Origin of the sequence: Prevotella sp. khp1 (genome assembly GCF_900102205.1) — a bacterium.
Lineage (GTDB): Bacteria > Bacteroidota > Bacteroidia > Bacteroidales > Bacteroidaceae > Prevotella > Prevotella ruminicola.
This window is the reverse complement of sequence record NZ_FNJZ01000001.1, coordinates 1,105,802-1,129,752: the sequence shown is the minus strand read 5'-3', so window position 1 is coordinate 1,129,752 and position 23,951 is coordinate 1,105,802. Positions and strand designations below refer to the sequence as shown.

Below are 23,951 nucleotides of genomic sequence, written 5' to 3'. Positions count from 1 at the left end.
GAGCGAGGCTTCTTTATTTGATTAGAACCAGCGAGGATCGCCAGCTTTCTTATCTTTTACGTTGTCGTTGCCAACGGTGAAGTCGCCATTGGCGGCGTCCTTGAACTGAGGATCGGCAATGGTTCCGCTCTTATCTACGAAGAGGGCATTGGCGTTGGCACCTTCGGTTACGTAACCATCAGCTCCTGAGTAGAAGTTGTTCTCGAATGTAGGCTCGGCGGTATTCTTCTGGTTAGAGAAGTTACCGGCAGAGGCGGTTACGATGTTGTTGGTGAATGTGATACTATTGCCCTTGAAGCGAACATAGAGGATGCGCTTTCCTGCATCGTTACAAGCACCTACGATGGTGTTGTGATCGATGGTGATGACAGGAGCTACACCGGCAAAGTTGCTTGACTTGTCGTCGTAGCGTACCAGGTCACGACCCTTACAAGAGTTCCAAATAGTGTTGTTGGTGATGTTGAGCATCAGGATAGCACCTGCACGGCAGTCGAACATATCACCACCATCACACTCGATGTTGCTGATGAGACAGTTGTTAATAACCAAGCTGTTAATCTTAGCAGCCTTATTCACATAGTAGAATCCCTTGGTGTAGTTGGCCACCTCGCTATTGTTAACAGTGAAGTGGTCGATGGTGTTGGCAGCTGTGAAATCGAATGCCTGACCGCCATCGGTGCCCTTACCATCGAGTGTTACCTGATCGATAGTGAGCGAAGCTTCTACCTTGAAACGGCCCTGGATAACAGGATGATCGTTCTGGCGCAGACCCTTGATGGTGAGATTCTTGCTAACCGTTACTGAACCGCCAAATGCAGCCTCGTCGGTAGCGATACCGTATGTGCCAGGCTCCACAATGAGGCGATAGCCTTCAGGAGCGTCGGTGATGGCCTGTGCGATATCCGAACCTGCCTTAACTAGAATGTCGGTCTCTTCGAGATATACGCCTGTGGTGAAGCTAATCTTACCACGGGTTTTACCGTTTGCACGTGCCATTACAGCGGTGTACTCGGTCTCAGGTGTAAGACCTGTAACGGTAGCAGCACCAGCTGCGATATCGGCAGCTGTGATGTTATACACAATGTTACCAGGTGTAAGGGTGATGGTGGCAGCCTCTTCGCCAGCAGTCCAGCGCAGGGTTACCTCCTTAGCCTTGATATCCTCTTCCTTCACGTTCTTGAACAGCTGCTCGGCCTCGGTCTTGGCATACACACCGCTCCACTTTGAGTCGCGTGTGGCATCGCCATCGGTGGCCTGAACACGGAATGAGTACTGGGTTTCGCCATCCAGACCTGTTATAAGCACGGGCACCTGAGCGGGTGTTACAGAGAAACTCTGTACGGGCGAACCGGCAAAGGTCAAGCTGTCGTTGGCATAAACCTCAACATTATAGTTGGTTACGCCATCGCCAAGGTTCCAGCTCAGTTCGATATTGGTGCGGTTGCGCACCTTGGCCTCTACGCTGGTGGGCGAGAAATTACGGTTATACACAATGCTCGTAATCTCGTCGGCAACGTCGCTACATGAAGCTAAAGCCACAGTAGCCAGACCAAATACGATAGATTTTAAATATATTTTTTTCATAAAAAATCTTCAATTTTCAATGTTCAATTTTCAATCAGACAACTGACCGTAGTTACCATCGTTGTTCAGCATGTTGTTGCTTGAGTCGATGAAGTTCTGCCAGATAGGCCACAGGCAGTTAAGACTTGGAGTAGCCACGTAGAGACCGTCGATGATATCGTCGGTAAGGCTTGGCTTGTCGGCACTGCCGAACCAGCTCTTGCTCTCCCAATCGCCTTCGAAACCGTTGATAACAGTGGCATCGTTCTCGCCCTTGTTCAGACCGTAGATTTCAATCTCGCTCTCGTTCTCAACAGTCTTCAGATAAACCTTGTCGGGCAGTCCTGCATAGTCGCCAGTACGTGTCTGCAGAGCCTGGAGCTTAGCCTTGGCCTCGGCCATCTTCTGGTCGATGATACCCCAGCGAACCAGGTCGGCCTTACGCAGAGCCTCGCCAGCAAACTCGAGTGCACGCTGATCGTAGATGCCCTCGCGGAAAGCCTGCTGAGAGGCGGTGTACTTGGTCTGCAGGGCAGATACCTTAGCAGCGGGGAGTACACGATCCAGAACGGGCTTCATATAGCTCCATGCAGCGGCGGTGTTACCCAGTTCGTTCTCGGCCTCGGCAGCCATCAGGTAAACATCAGCCAAGCGCATGTACTGCCAGTTTACACCATCGTCGTTGGTACTGGTAACAATACGACTCATCCACTCGTAGCGCAGCTTACCAAAGCACATCTTGTTCAAGCCGCTCAGCACAACGTGAGCCTTGCCATCCTTCAGGTCCTTACTCCACTCGTAAGGTACCACGGTGATGTCGCGACGGATATCCTCGGGATCATAATCGTAGTACAGAGTAGAAACTGCGCGGTTGATACCACCCTGCGACTGCTGGGTGTACTGGTCCTTAGCGTTATGCTTCAAACCCCATGTGTAGAGCACACGGCCACGACCGGCAGAGAATGGAATCTCCCAAAGGCTTTCGCCACCAGCTGTTACATTATCCTGACAGAGCTTAACGAAGTTCTCCTTAAACGAACCCAGTTTGCTGCTGCCATGGGCAATCACCTCTTCGCACTCCTGCTTGGCAATCTGGTACATCTTCTCAGGAGCCAACTCGGGATCCTTCGACAGGCGATAGCCATCGCCACGCAGACCGTAACCACCTGCATAGAGAGCCAGACGGGCACGCAGGGCCTTAACAAAGTCCTTGTTTACACGCTCGGTAGTCTTGGTGATAGCATTCTCCTTAGCCCAGTAGCAATAGTCCTCAGCCTCTAACAGATCGGCCAGCAACTGCTTGTAAATCACATCGCGGTTGGTACGGGGCAGGTACATATTATCTGAGTTGTTAGGCTCGAAACGTGCAGGCACGTCGCCCCAAGCCTTCAGCAGGTCGTTATAGATAACGGCACGCAGGGTGAGAGCCTCGCCTAACAGGTGGCGCATATCGGCGTTGTTCTCGATGTTACCATATTGGCGGATACCCTTGATGGCCAGATTGGCACGCTCGATACCCTCGTAGAACTTTGCGTAGGCATTGTTGGCGGTGTTCATCTGTCCGTTAGCAGCCTGAGTGCTGTAGTTCCACAGACTCTGCTTATCGCTTACGCGGTCGGCATACGATGGTGCGTTACCCCATTCTACATCGCTGTTAACACCGTAGTAGGGCAGGAAACGGCCACGGTATGAGTTGGTCTCGCCAAATGATACGTGGATCGACATCACCTCTGATTCGGCCAGCGAGTAGGTGGCGAATACCGATGATTCGTCGAGGGTTGAGATGCTGGGGGCATCCATGTCGCACGAGGCCAGACCCATCAGCGACATTGACAGTATAGCTAATTTGATATTATTCTTCATGTTCATGTCCTCCTTCATTTTAGAAATTCAAATTGAGTCCTACAACGAACTGGCGGCTACGTGGATAACCAGAGTGGTCAACACTTGGTGTAAGCGCTGTACGGCGGTAGCAGTCGCTCTCTGGATCGAAACCGCTGTAATTAGTGATGGTGAATACGTTGTAAGCTGTTACATAGAAGCGCAGGCTCTGAATGCCAGCACGCTTGGTGAGGGCAGCAGGAATAGTGTAACCCAGCGACAGGGTGTTGAGACGCAGGAATGAAGCATCCTCAAGAGCCCAGTCGGTAAGTACCATACGGCTCATGTAAGGGCTCCACATAGTGGTGTTGGCGTTCAACTCGGCCAGACGGGTTGGGTCGTTGCTGAGCAGACCGGTCTCAGGATCGAGGTTGGTCCAGCGCTTGCCAGCAGCCATCTCGGTGCTCATACTGCGATACTGGTACTTTGAGGTTGAGGTGTACTCAATCTTATTAGCATTATAAACCTTGTTGCCAATGCTGTAGTTGAAGGCAGCGCTCAGGTCGAAGCCGTAAGCGTGACCGCTCAGGGTGAATCCACCGAATGCTGTTGGGTTAACATCACCCAGAACCTCTACATCGTTCTCGTATGTTACGAATCCATCGCCATCCAGATCCTTGAGCTTGAGCGAACCTGGACGGATAGTGCCTACTACGGCTGTAGCATCGGCTACACCATCCTTCAGAATCCAACCCTGCTTAGCATCGTAGCCAGCAAAGTCGCTCACCTCGTAGCGACCAGCGCCATCCATGCGGAATCCCATTACCTGGCCGAGAGGATCGCCTACAGAAATCCAGTAGTCGTTACCGATTTCGGTCGAAGCCCAGTTGGTGTTCCAACCAAAGTCGTTCATCACACCAAGGCTCTTAACCTTATTCTTGTTGAAGCCGATGTTACCGCTCACGTCAATACCCCAGTTCTTCTGGTTAACGATGTGGTAGGTGAAGCTGAACTCAAGACCCTTATTCTCGGTCTTACCCATGTTGCGATACTGGTTGTCGTAACCTGTACCTCCAACAGGGAACTGGATGAGCAGATCCTTTGTGGTGTTCAGATAGGCTTCGATAGTACCGTTCAGCTTACCACCGAACAGGGTGAAGTCGATACCCACGTTACGTGTGATGGTAGTCTCCCACTTCAGGTCGGGGTTAGCCATGGTCTTTGATGGAGCCCAGTATGAAGAGATACCGTTTACCCAAGCTGTTGAGCTGGCGCTATAGGTCTGTACGAGCTGACCAACAGGGATGTTGTTGTTACCAGCTGTACCATAGCTGACGCGCAGTTTCAAATCGTCGAGCCACTTCTCTGTACCCTTCATGAATGGCTCAGAAGAGATGCGCCATGCGATGGCTGCTGATGGGAAGTAACCCCAGCGATTGCTCTTGTTGAACTTTGAAGAAGCATCTGCACGGAATGTAGCGCTGAGCAGATAACGGTCCTTGAGGTTGTAGTTCAAACGACCGAAGAATGAGAGCAGCTTGTCGTCGGCGCTGTAAGCATCGTCGATAGAGTAGGGTACACCCTGTGAGGTTAGCTTCCAAGCGGTCTCGGCATCAAAGTCAGTGGGGAAACCGTGTACCTCGTCGGTATTAACGCGCTGCTTGGTAATCACGTACTCATGACCTACCATCAGGTTCAACTTGTGATCCTCGTTCTTAATCAGCTTCTTGAAGTCGTAGTTGATGGTGTTGGTATTGCGGAAGCGGTGACGGTTAGTTGATGTCAGTCGGATGGCTGGCATGTTCTGGTTGTCAACTGCTGGTACGTTCTTAATATAATAGGTGGTAAGACCCCAGTAACGCTGGTCGTAGTTGTTGTAGTCGTCGTAACCAAACTCGGTACGCAGCTTCAGGTCCTTGTAAATCTCCCATCCAAAAGCACCTGCAATGTTCAGGTTCTTACGTTCCTTCTTCTGGTCGTTATCCCACTGAGCCTGGATAGGATTGTAGAGGTTACCTAAGTCGTCATCGGCAGAACCGGCTGATGGATCAAGGTTCTTGATAGGGAATGGGCTGTAGATAACAGCATAACGCAGACGGTGGTCAGAATCGTATACACCAGTAGCATCCTGTGCACCACCACCACGGATATCGGTATCGGCATAACGTGCCTGGAAATCGAGTGTTGTGGTCTTGGTGGGCTTGGTGTTCAGCTTCAGACTGAAGTTATCACGCTTGAAGCTTGAACCAATCTGGATGGCCTTATCGTTCATGTGTGCATAGCTGAATGCATACTTGATATTCTCGGTACCACCATTGATGTTGATGTTGTGATTAAAGGTGTGACCGGTACGGCCGTAAACCAGATCCTGCCAATCGTTGGTGGCAATATTGTCGTACATATCCAGATCCTGATAGTTGCCGAAATAATCGGTGTACGACGAGATCTTCTCAGGATCGTTATTGTTCTTCAGCAAGGCCAGCTCGTACTGCCAGGTAGCATAGTCGCGTGCGCTCAGCACATCCTGCTTCTTGGCAATCTTCTTCCAGCTGTAGTAAGCATTGTAGCTTACCTTGGTCTTACCCTCCTTACCGCTCTTGGTGGTTACCAGGATAACACCATTGGCACCACGGCTACCATAGATGGCGGTAGATGATGCATCCTTCAGTACGGTGATGTCCTCGATATCATTTGCGGGAATGTCGCTGATGGTTTCAACGGGGAATCCATCAACGATGTAAAGGGGATCGTTGCTCTGGGTGATAGAACCACCACCACGAACACGAATCTTTACTTCGGCATCGGGCGAACCTTCGGTGGTAGTTACCTGTACACCCACCATCTTACCGGTGAGGGCCTCTGAGGCATTGGCTACAGGTACAGCCTGCAAGGTTTCGCTGTTAACGGTTGCTACCGATCCGGTAAGATCTTTCTTCTTAACCGAACCGTAACCAATTACTACCACATCGTTCAGGGTGGTGTTGTCGTCTTCCATGGTTACCTTAACGGGGGCACCGCTGATGGTAACGGTCTTGGATTTCATACCGATGTAGGTAATTACAACCTGCTTACTGTTCTGCAGCGTGAGGTTAAAGTTACCGTCGTAGTCGGTAATCGTAGCGTTTTTAGGACTACCTTTTTCTACAACTGTAGCGCCAATAACGGGCTCGTTAGTTGAGTCAAACACCTGTCCTTTCGCAATCGTTTGAGCCAGCACCTCAGGGGGAGCCAGTACAAAGAATGCTGCTAAGAGACACAGTTTGCACAATCTTCTCATTGCTTGATTCATACTTTGATGTTTAAGTTATTAATTATAATAGTAAGTCAATTACTTCTCAGAGATTAGTCCTTAAATTGGTGCAAATATAGTATAAAAAATTTAAAAATCGGCTATTCGATGGTAAGAAAGTGCGTAAAAAGCACGTAAACGTTTTCGAATACGAAACGTTTACGTACATTATTTTAAAAAGTAACGTGCGACTTAACGAACCAGTTTAACGGTTGTATTCAGTCCACTTGGAACGGGCTTCCAATCGGCGTAGGTGGTGTTCTTATAGTTGATATCCACCACGTTAATCTCGTTGAATTTGCGCCACTGTACGCCTTTTCTGTCAAGCTCGGCAATGCGGTTGGCAGGCAGGTTGGTAACCTCGATACGTATCTCGTTCTTGCCCTTGTGCAGAGTGTTGCCGCAATCCAGAATGAATGGTACGGCCCAGGCACAACCTACAAACTGACTGTTGATATACACACGGGCACTCTCGCGTACGTCGCCTAAGTCAATCTGCCAGTGCTGCTTAGCTTGTTGGGCCGAAAGCTTGATGCTGGTGGTATAAACACCTGTACCCATGGTAACGGCAGCACTGTCGCTCAGTGTCTCCCACGTCTGGAGCTTGTTCAGTTTGAACGTGCCTTCAACACGTGGACTTTCGTCGGTGAATGAAAGCACCCATGGACCTTGGAGAGTTATCTCCTCGGTCCCGGATGCAGTAGTAGCAATATTTGTTGAAGGTTGATTTGACGTCTGCAGGATGCGGCTCTCGCCTGATTTGAGGGCGATGTGCAGCTGTCCGTTATGTACTTCGGCGGGCTGAATATCACCGTTCATGGGGTTGAACCAGGTAGCACTCTCGAAAGGTACTGCCAGGGTTACATCGCCTGCAATATCCTTCGGTGTGAGGTTTACGATGAAGTAGTGCCAACCATCGGCTGTATGGCGACGGATGGCGCGCAAGCCGTAGGTGGTCTTCATTTGTTCAGCTTTTGCAAACTTGGACATGTCGGCAGCCTGTTCGCCACGAATCACGTAGGCGTTCAAGCGGTTGATCTGTGCTTGCAGCGACGCATCGATGGTGGTGCCGCTGGGGATGATAAGCGCCTTATAGCGGGTGCCACCCTCGGTAACAAGCATGCCATCCTGAATGCGTACCTTAGCCAACTGACGGTCGCTGATGTAATCGCAATCGTAACCTAAGCTGTCAATCGTCAGGATGCTGCGGATAAACTGAGGCGCTTTCTTGGCCATCGAGTGGATGTCGAACTGCATGAGTAGCGTGTTGTTGTTATCACGCTGGTGCCACATGTCGCGTACGGGCAGATATACCAGAAAATCGTTGTCAGGCTCGCCCAACTGCAGGAAACTCTGGCAACGCTCGATGTACTTCATCAGGTAAGGGGCATCGCGCCAGATAGAGTTGGTAGGACTCATATCAACCGATGCATAGAACTTCCAACCTGGCCAGGCAGCGTTCTGTGGGGTGTAGCACGAACCATGGAAGTACACGTGGTTTACACCACAGGTGAACATCAGGTCGAGATCGGGCTTCATCTGTGAGAGCGAGGTACGGAAATGCTCGGTGAGCCAGGTAAACGTTTCGCTGGATGTGAAGGGCTTGCCCATGACATGAGCAGCCGACGATGCATACTTGAGCATCGACACATCGCTATCATTCTTACGGGTTTTGCCAGGATCGGTGCGCAAGCCCTTAATGCCGAACTCTGAAAGACCGAACCCTTCGATCTCTGGAATATCTACAGCGGCATAAAGATCGAGCAGGTTGGCAGGTGAGCCATGAGCCTGGTTGCGCACCTTTACACCATGCTTGTGTGCCCAAGTCACCCACTGCTGGGTGAAGTTCTCGAGCAGCATATCGCTGAGTGTTTCGCGATAATCGGCCAACGTCTGGTTGCCATCATCTACCTTGCCTAACAGTTCGGGCAGTTTAGTACGCAGGTCGTATCCACGACGTTTCTGGAACTCATCGAACAGGGTGGGCGTCCAATCGGCCTTGTACACCTCGTAGCTGTCGTTAAAGAACGTGTGCGGGTAAGGTACGCCCGATGTTGCAAATGCCTGTTCAAAACGATCCAGGTAGTGCGCTACGGCGTTGCGGTCGAAATGATCCACCACCCAGCCTTCGCCACCAGGAGCGGCACGTTTTACCTTCTGCTTGGTGTGTCCAATCTCAACCTCATACTGGTGCTTGCCATTAATAATGGTATCCTTGATAATCGCACGACAAGCAGCCTGATCTAACGAGATGTGCGGACCGCCAAAGGGCCAGCCGGTACCGCAGTTCATATCCACCTCGATGCCTAACGGACGGGCGATGTCTTGAACCGATTGCAGGGCCTGCATCCATTGGGGTGAGAGGTAAGCGATGTTGTTGGCATCGTTACCTTTTACGCCATAGATAGGCGTTATCTCAACAGCGCCTATGCCTGCACGGGCATACTCCTGGAGGTTCCACTGCAGGTCACGCTGATTAACAGCTGAACCCAGCCACCACCAACGGGTGCCGGGTTTAGCTTCTGGTTTGGGCTGTGGCCATGCCTGGGCAAAGGTTGCCGAGGCATAGCAGCACGCCACACATATTATGGTTAAGAATTTCCTCATTATCTGGTAAGTTTGTAATACTCAGAAGCGCCAAGCAGGAAACAGCCTGTGCCATAGTCTTCAAAGTCGGGTACGCTGTCGAAGGTAACAGGTTGTCCGGCTGAGGGTTCCTTTCCTGTGCCCTGGTTCCATCCTAAGAATCCATCGTTATGTACGCATGATGCGAGTGCCTGCCAGGCTTTGTCGCATGCTGGGCGATAGGTCTTGGCTTTGAGCAACCCCTGCTGAATACCCCATGCCATACCATAGAGGAACAGGGCGGTACCAGTCATCTCGGGGGTAGGGTAGTCGGCATCGCTTACCAAGCTGGCATGCCAGAAACCATCTTCGTGCTGACAGCTGAGCAAGCCATTGCTCATCAGCAGGAAGTCCTTCTTCAGTTCCTTATATTCTTTACTCTTAGGACTCAACTGGTTCATGCAGCGTACGATGGCGGCATACACCCAACCGTTACCACGGCTCCAGTAGCAGTCCTTACCATCCTTTTCCTTGTAAGGTGGTACGTAGTCGGCATCGCGCCACCACAAACCGTCTTTGGTGTTGAACAAACCACCACCACACTCGTTACGAGTCCAGCGGTACATTTGCATGGCGTGGTCGCGATATTTCTGTTCGCCAGTAACGTTTGCAATCTGCATGTAGAGTGGCATTGCCATCTGTATGGCATCAATCCAGGTCCACCAGCCGTACAACGAGTTCACGTTGGTCTTGGCCTTGGGCGTAGAGGTTTGCTTCTTTGAGTTTGGGGTAACCATCTGGTGATCCAGATTGGCTATGACGTTAGCTAAGAGTGCTTTCTGATCGCCACCTTTCAAAGCTGCCAGTTCCACGTAGGTCTGTCCGCAGCACTGGTCGTCGGCATCAAGGGTGTTCACGCCGTTGCGTGGTGTCCACTTGTGGAAGTCGGCCCAGGTCATGGCGTAATCGATGTAACGCTGCTGTGGGTCGATGGCATTCAGGGCCATCAGTCCCTCGTAGTACACGGCACGTGTCCAAAGCGACGAGGGGCGCACCTTCTTCACGTTGGTGGGAAGGGTAGGGTCACTATACTTCATCATGAAGTAGTTGTTTGTTTTCTGTGCTGATTCTAACACATTGTTCTGTGCGGTAGCTGTGGTGGTGAGTCCCACGAGTGCTACGAGTGCGATAATAGTTTTCTTCATATGTAGTTTATTTAGTTTCAAACTTGTTGATAACGGTTTTAAAGTTGTCGGATGTAGTCTTTAGCGTTACTTTTGATGGCTTGCTGCCTGCACGCAGGATAACCATAGCCGAACCATGCCACAGGCGACGGTGATTGGTTACGTTCAGTTCGTCGCTCTCAATATCGCCATTGGTTACAGCCACAATACGGGCATCGCCTTCAACCTCGAACTGCAGTTCGTTGCTGGCATCGGGTACACGGCGACCTCTGCTATCTACGGCGATGATGCGCACATGCTGCAGATCCTCGCCATCTGCCTGCCAGTTGGTGTTATCGGGAATGGCCTGCAGCTTAACTGCCTTACCAGTGGTTTCGATAGCATGGCGGGCTATCACCTTACCGTTTTTGTAGGCCACGGCTTCTAACTTGCCTGCCTGATAGGGGATGGCTTTCCACAAAATGCGGTTGCGCTTTTCGGCATCGGTAGAGTTGGCCTGCTTACCAAGGCTTTTGCCATTCAGTAGCAGTTCTACCTCATCGCCATTGGTGTAAGTAAACAGATTTACTTTTGTGCCAGCGATGCGGTTCCAGTTTTCCGATTGGATATCGTTACCTGTCTGTATGCCGTTCCACTCTATGTCGGCATCAGTATCCTCGATAATGGCTATATGTACCATGGGGGTGTCGGTCAGATAACTCTTCATAAAGTAGGCTTTGGGCTTGGGCTCTAACGCGATGTCGAACACACCCTGTGCCCAACCTTTGGCTGGCCAGCCCTGACTCTCGCCTAAGTAATCGATAGCACCCCAGTAGGCCAGACCGATAACCTTGTTCAGGTCCATCTCAAACCAGTTCGGTCCCATCTTGTTGATGCTGGCCTCGCTCTGGTAGAAAGTCATCCATGGAAAACGGCGACCATCGCCAGGGAAGTACATGTACCTATAATTATATGCCTGTATATCGGTGTACATGGCCAAGTCGCAGGGCAGCGAGTCGGTCTCCCAGTTGCGGTAGCGCGGGTGCATGGCTACGGTAACCTTGCGGGTAGAGTCGTAGCGGTTCACTACGGGGCGCATCATCTGGTAGCAGGTAACACCAAAGTCGTTAAACGGCAGGTTTGGATCTTGCTGCAGCTCGTTGCCTAAGCTCCACATAATCACCGATGGTGAGTTGCGGTCGCGCTTAATCCACTCGGTAACATCCTGTGCCCAGTGGTTCATAAACGGCACGCGTCCGCCAGTGTGCTGCTGGGTCCACTTATCGTAAAGCTCATCAACAACCAGTATGCCGTATTTATCGCATAGGCGGATAAAATCGCGACTGTATGGATTGTGCGAGGTACGTATGTGGTTGATGCCGAACTGCTTCATGAGTTGCAGACGCTTCTCGATGGCGCGGGGATAGGCAGCTGCACCTAAGGCGCCTAAGGTGTGGTGGTTGGCATAGCCTTTGAGCAGCACTTTCTTACCGTTGAGTTTCAAGCCGAAGTCGGGACCGTACTCGATGGTGCGGATACCGAATTGCTCGCTTGCTTCATCGGCCACGGTACCATCAGCATACAGCAACTGGCACACCACTTTATATAAGGCGGGGTGTTCTGTGTCCCAAAGCTGCGCATTGGGTATCTCCATCTCGGGTGCCTGTATCGTGAGTGTACGTGTTTGTGGGTTGCCGCCACGTTTAGCCGTCTGTTCTGTTACCAGTTTTCCCTGAGGGTCGTAAATACTTACCTTCATAACTGTTTGACGGTTCTTGGTGCGATTTGTAAAATCGGCTGCTATATTTACATATTTATTATCGAGCGTAGTGATGTAGAGCGGATGGCGCTCGAAATACAAATCGGCAGGTGTGTCGATGAGCGATACGTTGCGGAACAAACCGCCACCTGTGTACCAGCGTGAGTTCTTTTCGGTCATGGTATGTGCCTTGACGATAATCTCATTGTCCTCGCCATAGCGCCATAGTTTGGTTACATCGATTTCAAAACCCACGTAGCCATAATCGGTGCCACCGATATGCACACCGTTCAACCATACATCGCCTACGTACATAATGCCTTCGAAGTCGAGCAGCAGGCGGCGACCAATTTCTACATTTTTACATTCTTCAATTTTTACATTCTTCCTGTACCAGCCTGCACCCATCTCTTTAAAACCTCTGGCCGACAGACGGCTTTTTATGTTGGCAGCCACATCGGTGTTGTCGCCACGTTCGTCGGCACTTGGAGCAACCCATGGCTGTTCTATCTGAAAGTCGTGAGGCACGTCAACCTGGTGCGCGTTAGTAAACAACGAGTCGCGTGCAAACTCCCAACCCAGGTTCAGCGATTGCACTGTTCTGGGTTGTGCCCACATGCTCGTTGCCATGCATAGCGGTAAAACCAATGCGGTGATACGATTTGTATTCATCTCTTTCGTACGTTTTTAGTTTTCTGCTGCAAAAGTAGGTAAATATGCGGTGATGATACATATACGTTCGTTCTGAAATTAGCAATTTTGTACAAGTTTGATAGTTTACGGACAATAATCGGTCGTATGATAGTGATAAAGGCTGTACTTTTGCACCAACTAATTAATAACTCTGATGAAAAGACTAATCATTTTGACTGTGGCCGTAGTTGCCAGTCTGTGTGTCAAGGCACAGACCATCGACACCTTATTATATAAAGAGGGTGCCGCTCCAATCAATTTTTCTGTCCGTGTGCCCGATGGCAATTATCGTGTCACCGTTACGCTCGGTTCGAAGAAACGTGCTGCTCAGACAGTGGTGCGTGCTGAGAGCCGTCGGCATTACACCGATGTTATCAGCACCAGGAAAGGTAAATTCCAAACCGTGAGTTTCGTGGTTAATAAGCACGAGCCTCGGATAAATGCTACCACCAGCGTGAAGCTGAAACCCCGCGAGCTGAGTTACAAAAACTGGGATGGTGCTTTGAACCTGCAGTTCTGCGGTCCGGCTCCAGCCGTTCAGCGTATTACCATTACGCCTGATACAACTGCCACTACGGTATTCCTGTGTGGCAACAGCACGGTGGTGGATCAGGAGCAGGAGCCTTGGGCTTCGTGGGGACAGATGATTACACGTTGGTTCGACGATAGGGTGGTGATAGCCAACTATGCCGAAAGCGGACTCTCGGCAACTACCTTCTTGGCACAGCTGCGTTTGGATAAGATTCTTACCCAACTGCGAAAGGGCGACTATGTGATTTGTGAGTTCGGTCATAACGACGAGAAGGAGAAGAAAGCTGGCGATGGTGCCTGGTACAGCTACTCACGCAATCTGAAGATATTTGTGGATCGCGTACGTGCCAAAGGTGGTAACATCATCTTTGTGACACCTACAGCGCGCAGGTTCTTCGAGGCCGACCAGAAAACACTGCGTAACACCCATGGCGACTATCCTGAGGCTATGCGTACCGTGGCTCGCAGAGAGAATGTGCCTGTGATTGAACTGAATGGTATGACTACCACCCTGTACGAAACTTTAGGTTACGAGGGCTCAAAGAAGGCGCTGGTACACTATCCTGCTAATACCTTTGCTAATCAGCCCGAAGCACTGGCCGATAACACTCATTTTAATCCTTACGGTGCGTGGCAGGTGGCCAAGTGTATCGTGATGGGGTTGAAACAGATGCACTCGCCATTGGTAGAGTACTTGCGTACAGATTGGCAGGATTACAATCCTAATCAGCCTGATGATCCCGATGCGTTTGTATGGTATCCTTCGGGAAATACCAATCTAACCAAGCCCGATGGCAATTAAAAATGTAAAGTTTGTACGATAATCATAGTAAACGAACGATTTTGTAATATATAAAATAGGTAAAAACACCTACTTTTGCAGCAAAACCAAATTTTATTTCAAAACTATAAATTCAAAAAATTAACACAGTATGAAGGACATTGGTAAATCAAGTCTGAACAACAGCTGGGGCATGCTCCAGAGGTTGATGTTTACGGTTCTGTTCGCAGTGTTTGCTATTGGCGCATTCGCTCAGAACAAAGTAACCGGTACTGTCGTCGATGTACAGGGCGAGCCCATCATCGGCGCAAGTGTCGTTGTTAAGGGAACCAGCAATGGTACCGTTACCGATTTCGACGGTAAGTTCACTGTTGCTAACGCTCCCGCAAAAGGTAACCTTGAGATTTCCTACATTGGTTACAAAACACAGGTTTTGGCTCTTGCTGGTAAGTCTCAGTTTAGTGTTACTCTTGAAGAAGACCGTCAGTTACTCGACGAAGTCGTAGTGGTAGGTTATGGTGTTCAGAAAAAGAGTGACGTAACAGGTGCGCTTGCACACATGGATGCCAAGGAGTTGACAAACATGCCTGTAAGCAATGCATTGCAGGCTATGCAGGGTAAAGCTGCCGGTGTGGATATTACCAATAGCCAGCGTCCTGGTGAAGTAGGTTCTATAACCGTTCGTGGTCAGCGTTCTATCGATGCTAGTAATGGTCCACTTTACGTTGTTGATGGTATGACTATCCAAACAGGTGGTATTGAGAATATTAACCCTGCCGACATCGAAAGTATTGAGGTTTTGAAGGATGCTTCTTCAACCGCTATCTATGGTAGCCGTGGTGCTAACGGCGTTGTACTTGTTACAACCAAAAAAGGTAAGCAGGGTAAGGTTACTTTAAACTACTCAGGCACCGTTACTTTCTCTAAACTCAGTAATGTTGCAGAGATGATGAGTGCTGCAGAGTGGTTGAAGTATTCTCGTTATGCTTACTATAATCAGGGCGCATATGGTGATGGTACACCTAACTACGATCTTGACTATAAGATTTATGGTAATGTTCCTGCTTCCTGGGCAAACATCGAAAAGGCTTGGAGTGCCGATCACACCACATTTGATTATTCAAAAGTTGGTTCATACGATTGGGAAAGTGCAGGTAAACGTACTGGTATTGCTCACGAACACACATTGAGTGCATCGGGTGGTACAGATAAGTTCAGTGGCTATGGTTCTTTCGGTTACTTGAACGAGAGGGGCGTTATGCCTGGTCAGAGCTACCAGCGTTTCACTTTTAATACCTCTTTCGAGGGTAAGGTGCTTCCTTATTTCACTATGGGTGTGACCATGAATGCCTCTTATGGCACTCAGGAGTATGGTTATAGCTTCACCAAATCTACAACTGGTGCTGGTGACTACTACAATGCACTACGTGGTATGCTGCCTTGGTCAGTTCCTTATGATGCTGATGGCAACTTCATTGAGTATCCTACAGGTGATGTAAACATTCAGAACCCCATCGATGAGTTGAACTATACCAAGAACCAGCGTAAGAACTTCCGTATCAACGGTAGTGCTTATGGTCAGATTAATTTTGGTCAGATATGGAATCAGCTTGAGGGACTTTCATATCGCATTCAGTTTGGTCCTGAGCTCCAGTATTATCGTGCTGGTACTGCCAATGCAGCAGAGGGTATCAACGGTGCTGGTCGTAACCAGATTGTATATAATCCATATCAGCGTGTAGCTTGGACTTTGGATAACATTGTAAACTATAATAGAACTTTTGCAGATATCCATAATGTTGGTATCACACTGTTGCAGTCGGCTTCTGATTTCCACTATGAGAGCGGTAATATTCGTGCTAATGTGGCTACAGCCGAAGAGTTATGGTATAACGCTCACTCTAATAATGATCCTACTGATTATTCTACAGGCCTGACTGAGACTTCGATGACTTCATACATGGCTCGTTTGAACTATTCGCTTATGGATCGCTACTTGCTCACGGCTTCTATGCGTTGGGATGGTGCTTCTCAGCTTTCTAAGGGTCACAAGTGGGCCAGCTTCCCTTCAATTTCTTTGGGTTGGCGCATGGAGCAGGAGAAGTTTATGAGAAATATCACATGGATTGATCAGTTAAAACTCCGTTTGGGTTGGGGTGTATCAGGTAATGCTGCTATCTCTGCCTATGCTACAAAGGGCGCTATTCAGGATCTGACATACACCTGGGGTAAGACTACTGAGGTAGGTTATGTACCTTCTGATCCAAATGCTAAGAGTCCTAACATGATGGCTAACCAGGAACTGGGTTGGGAGAAGACTTCACAGTGGAACTACGGTATCGATTATAGTTTCCTGAACGGCCGTATTGGTGGTTCTCTGGATGTATATACTACTTATACCAAGGACCTGCTGATGTCAACCACTATTCCATCACTCAATGGTTATACAACAACAATGGCTAATGTGGGTGAGACTTCAGGTTGGGGTATCGACTTGCAGATTAATGCACTGCCAATTAAGACTAAGGACTTTGAGTGGAATACCGTTCTTTCTTGGTCGCTCGATCGCAACAAGATTGAGAAACTGAATAATGGTGTTACTGAGAATATCAACCGTAGATGGTTTGTTGGTGAAGAGATTGGTGTTTACTACGATTATGTTTACGATGGCATCTGGAAGACCTCTGAGGCTACTGAGGCTGCCAAGTATGGTTGCAAGCCTGGTCAGATTCGTGTAAAGGATCTGAACGATGACGGTAAACTGGATGATAACAACGACCGTGCTATTGTGGGTAAGGTTCGTCCTCGCTGGTCAGCTGGATGGCGCAATACATTTACATATAAGGAGTTCGAGCTCTCGTTCTTCATCTTCTCTCGTTGGAAGTTCACCGTTCCTGCTGGCTCTGCTAACCTCGATGGTCGCTACGCTATGCGTAGCCTCGATTACTGGATCGCAGGCGAGAATGAGGATGCCCTCTATTATGGCCCTGGTACCAATGGTCAGGCACAGGATCGCTATGCCTCCTCTATGAATTATCAGGATGGTTCTTACATCAAGATGCGTAACATCTCTTTAGGTTATAACTTCACCAAGAAGCAGCTTAAGCCTCTGGGCATCAACTCTCTGAAGGTATATGTACAGGCCATGAACCCATTCACTATCTATTCAAAGTGCAAGTGGCTTGATACTGATATGATGAACTACGATAACAATACTCGCAACTTTGGTACTACAACTACCATCCGTAGCTGGGTTGTTGGTCTTAATGTTGGATTCTAAAAATTAGATAGAGATATGAAACTCAATAAAGTATATATCGCGGCACTTCTTGTTGCCGGAACAGTGGTAATGTCGTCGTGTAAGGAGGATTTCCTTGACGAAAACCAAATAACCAAGCATGATACAGAGTATTTTAAGACTCAGGAAGGTATCGATGCGCTCGTGACAGGTGCTTATCAGACACTGAAGTTCCGCTATGAGTATCAGTGGGCCTACAAGATGTGGCACATGGGAATCGACGAGTTTACTGGTGGTAATAACGATATGGCTGACTACAATCACTACAGCTCAGCTTTGAACTCTTCACAGGGAGATTTGGCAACTGTATGGAATACCTACTATGGCCTGATTGAGCAGTCAAACATTATTATCCAGAATGTTCCTGAGTATTATAACAAAAGCAACGCCAACTATAATACCCGTTTGGGCGAAGGTTATTTCTTTCGTGCCTATGGTTACTTCGAGTTGGTTAAGCTCTTTGGTGGTGTGCCCATTAAGTTGTCGCCATCAGTAGGTGTTGAGACTTATTTCACCCGTGCTTCAGAAGAGGATTGTTACAAGCAGATTATTAGCGATTTCGAGCAGGCATACAATCTTCTGCCTACAAGCAGCAACCAGACAGGTCGTATTCTGAAGAGTGCTGCTGCCCATTTCCTGGCAAAGGCTCACCTCTTCCGTGCTTCTGAGGGTTGTGACAATTGGAATAGCAGTTATAAGGCTGCCGACCTGGATGCTGTTATTAAGTATGGTAAGGAGGTTATTGCTGCTCATCCTTTGTGTGGAAACTTCCTCGATTTGTGGAACTACACCAAACCTAATGACGCTAACGAGAGCGTTAGCGAGGTTGTGCTGGCTGCCCAGTTCTCTGATAACTCTGATTCTTGGGGCCGTTTCGGAAACCAAATGAGCCTTTGCTATCCTTCGGTTTATCAGAATCTCTCAGGTTGTGTACGTGATATCTCTGGTGGTCGTGAGTTCTGTTATGTAAGTGCTACTGAGTATGCGATGGAGGTATTTGATCGTGTAAACGACTCTCGTTTCTGGAAGTCATTCATTACCTGCTACGGATGTAACAAGGGTAGTGCAGCTCCCAAGTGGGATGCTTCTGACGCAGCTTACTTCCCAGAGGGTGCTGTTGCTGGCGATACTCGTTTCAAGGGTGGTGAGATTGGTATTAAGTATATCGTTAACAATCCTGAGGATACCCGCTTTACAGATGCTGGTACTGGTCGTAGCGATCTAGCTGTGCTGAAGGATGGTAAGCTTGAGAATACTCACACATTTATTCGTTACTATGCCAATGAGTCGTTCAATTGGAATGTGAAGAAGGAAGAGCGTACTGGTAACTATTACACTCTGTATCCTCACAACCGCAGTGTAGCCCTGTCAAAGTATCGTGATGGCTCACGTAATGGTTACAACTCTCAGTTTGGTTGCCGTGATGCTATCACTGCCCGATCTGCAGAGGATGTGCTGATGGTTGCTGAAGCATATATCCGCAAGGGTGAGAGTGAGTATGGTAATGCTATTACCTATCTGAACATGCTGCGCGACCGTGCTGGTTACGCCGCAGGTGAGGATCGCTCTAAGAGCCCTGATGGTGGTCAGGCTTATTTGAACAATCCTCTCGGAACAGGTGTTGCTAACCTAGATGGTGCCATCTATACCGATGCTAACACCTACTACGAGTCTAACAATATTGCAGTTACAACAGCTGAGACCAAGTCTGTTATGCACTTGAATAGTGTTGCCGATGTTTATAATATGCCTAACGAACAGCGTATTTACAAGGCTTTGAATTGCACTACCAATGCTCAGAAGATGATGTGCTTCCTGCTTGATGAGCGCAGTCGCGAGCTGATTGGTGAGGGACATCGTTATGAGGATCTGGTTCGCACACGTACACTTGATGCTCGTTGGCATGCCTTCAACGATGGCGCTGGTCAGGGTATTGGTAATTTTGATCCTGCTAAGCATTACTATCGTCCTATTCCTCAGTCGTTCCTCAACGATATTACAAATGAGGATGGTAGCAGTCTGTCTGCTGAACAGAAACAGGCTATGCAGAACCCTGGTTATTAATTCTACCAACTAGACATAATTTGGTTCATACATATTAAATGTTAGCAGATTAATTAAGGTTAGTTGTTTTTTGAAAACCGCCCCATGAGTAGCGACTCATCGGGGCGGTTTCTTTTTTTATTTACTCTTTCCGAATTTGCTGGGGGGAACGCCGTACTTTTCTTTGAAGCACTTGTAGAAGTAGGTGGGCGATTGGAAACCAACTTTGTAGCTTACTTCGGTAACGTTCAGATCGCCTTCGATAAGCAGTTCGGCGGCACGCTTCAATCGCTCGTTCTGCAGATAGCTGTTGGGCGACATGCCTGTAAACTCCTTCATCTTACCATAGAACTTGGTGCGACCCATTTTTAGCAGCGAGGCGAGGGTATCTACATTAAAGTCGGCATCGCCTAAGCGCTGAGCCACGATGGTTTCCATCTTTTCACGGAAACGCTGGTCGGCCTCGTCGGTGATGATGGGTGCATTGACATTGACCATTGAAGATTGACCATTGACCATTCTTGCCTTGCAAGCCAGCAGAGCTGGAGCGGGCGATTGTGCATTCTGATGTAAGCGGCCGTACCACTGAATCAGCTGGGTAATGCGCAGTACCAGCAGTTCAAAGTTGCATGGCTTTACCATATAGTCGTCGGCGCCGGCCTTGTATCCACGCAGCAGCTGGTCGTCGCCATCCAGTGCGGTAAGCATAATCATCGGTGTGTTGCGTGTAGCCTCGTTGGCACGCAGCTGGCGTACAATCTCAAAGCCGTTTACATCGGGCAGCATCACATCGCACAGAATCAGACTTGGCTGCTGCTCTCCGATATCGCTCAGCGCCTTCTTTCCCTCGGTGTAACTGATGGTACGGAAATAGCGACCCACACTCTCACGAATCTGGTCGAGCATGTCGGGATCGTCCTCGATGATAGCCACGGTATAGTTCTCGTTAAAGGCCACGGGTGCCAGCTCACGGATATGGTCGGGCGTAGGCTCGGGCTCGTACTGGGTGTTCACGGCGGTACTGCCGGCATAGTCGTCGGCACTATAAACATCAGCAGTGGCGGGGATGGTAACGATGAAACGCGAGCCACCTTCGGCAGCAATTCGCTCGTAGGCTAAACGTCCCTTGTGAAGCAGAGCCGACTGATAGGCGGTGTACAGTCCGATGCCCATACCACCTTGCGATACGTAGCCGTGCATAAAGGGCTGGTAGAGCTGTGGTATCTGCAGCTCGCTGATGCCAGGACCACTATCCTCTACTATCAGTTGCAGTTGCTGCTGATCGTCGGAAAGCTTGGCCTTCAGACTGATGCTGCCACCCTGTGGGGTGTATTTGATAGCGTTCGAGAGCAGGTTGTAGAGAATGGTCTCGATCAAGTGCGGGTCGAACGTCAGTCGGTGCTGATGGGCGAATGGGGTAAAGGTGAGCGACTGATCCTTGCGGGCTGCCACCTCGCGGAACTCGTCGCAGGTAGTACGTGCCAGTTTGATGATATCGTCCTCAACCACAGCCAAACGCTGGTTACCTGTGTTGATACGTCGGAACTCCATCAGCTGGTTAACTAGTTTGGTAAGTCGCAGCGTGCCTCGGCGCACCGTCTGCACGGCCGAACGCGATACCTGTGTATCGTTACCCTTCTGGGTGAGCTTGTCGGCGGCACCGCTGATGATGGCCAATGGTGTGCGGAACTCGTGGGCGATATGGGTAAAGAAGTTCAAACGGAAGGTGGTAAGCTCCTTTTCCACGCGAATCTGCTGGTCGAGTTCGAAGTTGCGTCGCCATGAACGGTAGAAGTACCAGCACAGCACGCCGATGATGAACAGATAGATGAGCCATGCCCACCATGTGTTGTACCAAGGCTGACGGATAATCACTGTAAACACATACTCCTCGCTCCACTGGTTGTTCTTGTTCAGCGAACTCAGGTGGAACTGGTAGGTGCCAGGTGGCAGTCCGTTGTAGCGGGCGCTGTTATCGCTGGTAAGCTGTCGCCAGTCGTGTTCCAATCCCTCCATATAATAGCGGTATTGGGTTGAGGCGATGCCGGCATAGTCGAGGTTCGAGAATCCTAATTCGATAGAGTTCTGGTCGTGACTCAGTACCAATCGGCGGTCGCTGGTGGTAAGGTAACGTGCCACACCATTAATGCTCACCATGGTGATGATGGGTCGACCAGCCTTCTCGGGTGTGTCGGCATTCAGTCGCTCTGGTTCCAGAATCATCATACCGTAGGCTGTACCAAACAGCAGTCGTCCATCGGGCAGCATAGCAGTACTGTTCTCGCTGTAGATGTTGCTTTCGAGCGTATGTCCGAACTGATACGAGTTTACCTTGCCATCCTTGCGGATACAGGTAATGCCGTTGTCGGTACCTGCCCACACGTTGCCTTGACGGTCGGAGGTTACGCTCAGGATATTGTTGGTAATCAGTCCGTCGTGGGTGGTGTAGCCCTGCTGGATACTGAACTTGCCATCCTGGTAGCGGCACTTCTGCAAGCCACCACCACGACCGCCTACCCAGATGTTGCCAGCCGAGTCGGGCATCAGACATGAAATCTCGTCGAAGGGGAAGTCGCCGTGCTGGATGTTATGACTGATGAAATCGTCGTCGGTCAGCGTTTTCTTCAGCATATCGATATGATACACGCCGTTGTTGGTGGCCAGCCAGTAGTGGTGACGGTTGTCGGCGCGTATGATACGTATCAGACTCTCGTTGTACGAGCGCTTCATCAGGTGTGTGATGTTCAGCAGTCCGTCGGCCTCCAGGCGCACCACAAACAGTCCGTCGCCCCAGGTGGCAATCCACAATCGGCCTAATGGGTCTTCGGTAATATCGTATATCTGACTGGATGGGAATTCGATGGGTTTACCGTCGATGTACAATCCGCCACCGCGAGTGCCCATCCACTGGTGGCCATGACTGTCCTTGTAATAGGCGTAAACGGCAGCAGGCAGCGTGGTGGCTGTGGCGCTTTGCCACGAGGTGGGGTTCAGCTCGTACAGCATGTTGTCGCGCGTGCTCAGCAGTACGCGGTTGCCACCCGTGTAGGTTACCATACGCACAAAGTTACTCCAGTCGCCTTTGCGATTGGGTTGTGGGTAGAAATAGTCGGCATTGGTCTTGTCGGGAGGCAGAATGCAGGTGAGTCCTGTTGATTCCTCGCTCAGCCAGATGCAGCCGCTACGGTCGATGAGGATGTTGTTCAGATAGCTGTTGCCTACGATAGCCCATGGCGATGTGGCCGAGTAGTGCTGCAGGCGGTCGTGCTGGATGTCGTACACAAACAGACCGTTACCATAGCTGGCAATGTAGTACTGGCCGTCGGCACCTTTCTTAATATTATAACGACGGAAACGTTCAACGGTTGATTTCACGCCCTGCATCAGGTTCAGCACGCGCATGTCGCCCTGGGCGGGGAACACGTACAGTATACCTGTGCTGTTGCTCACAAAGTAGTTGTCGTCGTTGGTCAGTCCTTCCATCACGGCACCGCTACGCACGTGATACTGCTCGGTGGCAGCTGCAGTACCCTGTTTGGGGTTAACCATAATCGTCTGGTTGTTGGTCATAATCATCCAGCAGCCATGCCACTGGAAACTGGCCGAAACCATTTTGATGTTGTTCACATCGGCAGCTATGGGTATGCGGCGCAGTTCACGTCCGTTCTCATCAAAGGCGTAAACCAGCCCGGTGTTGGTAAGTGCCAGCATCTGCTTGCCTATCTGTATGCCACGGCGGAAGAAGATGCCCTTGGCAATGGTGCGTGCCTTGCCTTGTGCGTCGATGATGGTGATGCCCGATGAGGTCATGGCCCACAGACGGGCCTGTGTATCTTCGAAAGCGTCGTTCACGTGGTTGATGGGCAGTCCGCCATTTGCCTTGGTGTAGTCGGTACAGTTCACGGGGCCGTCGGTATTGCCCTTTACGCGGCGCACACCGCTCTCATCGTCGAACATCCATACCACACCCTGCTTGCCACGTATAAATCTGCGATAGGTGCGGGCATGGTCGCCTTTGTTGGTAAAGTCGATAAAGTAGCCTGCATGCAGATCGTAACAGCAATACACGTAGGTACTGGTGCGCATCCACAGGTGGCGCTTATCGTCGTCGGGGAACACGTAGCCCACCACGCCATGGATAGGGTCGCTTTCGGGCCCCAGGTTGTAGATGTTGTAGAAGTGGTAGCCATCGTATCGGCACAAGCCGTTGGCGGCGGCCATCCAGATATAGCCGTCGGCATCCTGTGTCATGTCGAATATCTGATTGCTTGGCAGGCCATCGGCCGAACTGATATGGCGGCTGTTGGTTAGAATCTTGTTTTGTGCCGAGAGCATGCTGCTGATGCCGAGCAGGCACAGTATGAGGGTTTGTTTGAAGTTCATCGTTGTTAGTCGTTATTTGGCGCAAAATTAACGATTATTTCCGAGAAACAAGCACGTAAAAC

10 protein-coding genes are annotated in these 23,951 nt (G+C 49.8%); 3 read left to right on the top strand and 7 right to left on the bottom strand.

The genetic code is table 11. The features are described 5' to 3' along the window. Window positions 1-21: 21 nt before the first annotated feature. The 6 genes from BLR73_RS04760 to BLR73_RS04735 all read right to left on the bottom strand — a co-directional run bounded on the left by BLR73_RS04760 (window position 22) and on the right by BLR73_RS04735 (window position 12,832). A complete protein-coding gene (locus BLR73_RS04760) occupies window positions 22-1,584 on the bottom strand; it encodes a DUF4957 domain-containing protein (protein WP_091859498.1) in 1,563 nt (520 codons plus the stop codon). 30 nt (window positions 1,585-1,614) lie between these two features. Then, on the bottom strand, window positions 1,615-3,426 hold the full coding sequence (locus BLR73_RS04755; protein WP_091860133.1) for a RagB/SusD family nutrient uptake outer membrane protein: 1,812 nt from the start codon (window positions 3,424-3,426) through the stop codon (window positions 1,615-1,617). Between the two features lie 19 nt (window positions 3,427-3,445). Then, window positions 3,446-6,661 carry a SusC/RagA family TonB-linked outer membrane protein gene (locus tag BLR73_RS04750; protein ID WP_176763613.1) on the bottom strand — a complete coding sequence of 1,072 codons (3,216 nt, stop codon included), beginning with the start codon at window positions 6,659-6,661 and terminating at the stop codon, window positions 3,446-3,448. Window positions 6,662-6,865: 204 nt separating this feature from the next. After that, window positions 6,866-9,283: a glycosyl hydrolase gene (locus BLR73_RS04745; protein ID WP_369821136.1), complete on the bottom strand. Its 2,418-nt coding sequence runs from the start codon at window positions 9,281-9,283 to the stop codon at window positions 6,866-6,868. Beyond that, complete coding sequence (locus BLR73_RS04740; protein ID WP_091859489.1) at window positions 9,280-10,443, bottom strand: glycoside hydrolase family 88/105 protein; 1,164 nt, start codon at window positions 10,441-10,443, stop codon at window positions 9,280-9,282. Before BLR73_RS04740 ends, BLR73_RS04745 begins: the two co-directional genes overlap by 4 nt. A gap of 7 nt (window positions 10,444-10,450) precedes the next feature. Next, complete coding sequence (locus tag BLR73_RS04735) at window positions 10,451-12,832, bottom strand: glycoside hydrolase family 2 TIM barrel-domain containing protein (RefSeq protein ID WP_233456410.1); 2,382 nt, start codon at window positions 12,830-12,832, stop codon at window positions 10,451-10,453. Between the two features lie 175 nt (window positions 12,833-13,007). Here BLR73_RS04735 and BLR73_RS04730 point away from each other — a divergent pair, with 175 nt between their 5' ends. From BLR73_RS04730 to BLR73_RS04720, 3 genes are all read left to right on the top strand, one after another. Beyond that, window positions 13,008-14,186, top strand: coding sequence for a rhamnogalacturonan acetylesterase (locus tag BLR73_RS04730; RefSeq protein ID WP_233456411.1), 1,179 nt, complete (start codon window positions 13,008-13,010; stop codon window positions 14,184-14,186). Between the two features lie 130 nt (window positions 14,187-14,316). Beyond that, window positions 14,317-17,445 carry a SusC/RagA family TonB-linked outer membrane protein gene (locus BLR73_RS04725; RefSeq protein WP_091859483.1) on the top strand — a complete coding sequence of 1,043 codons (3,129 nt, stop codon included), beginning with the start codon at window positions 14,317-14,319 and terminating at the stop codon, window positions 17,443-17,445. Window positions 17,446-17,460: 15 nt separating this feature from the next. Beyond that, a complete protein-coding gene (locus BLR73_RS04720; RefSeq protein ID WP_091859480.1) occupies window positions 17,461-19,527 on the top strand; it encodes a RagB/SusD family nutrient uptake outer membrane protein in 2,067 nt (688 codons plus the stop codon). 117 nt (window positions 19,528-19,644) lie between these two features. Here the strand turns inward: BLR73_RS04720 and BLR73_RS04715 are convergent, their stop codons facing one another. Then, complete coding sequence (locus BLR73_RS04715) at window positions 19,645-23,889, bottom strand: hybrid sensor histidine kinase/response regulator transcription factor (RefSeq protein ID WP_091859477.1); 4,245 nt, start codon at window positions 23,887-23,889, stop codon at window positions 19,645-19,647. Window positions 23,890-23,951 lie beyond the last annotated feature (62 nt).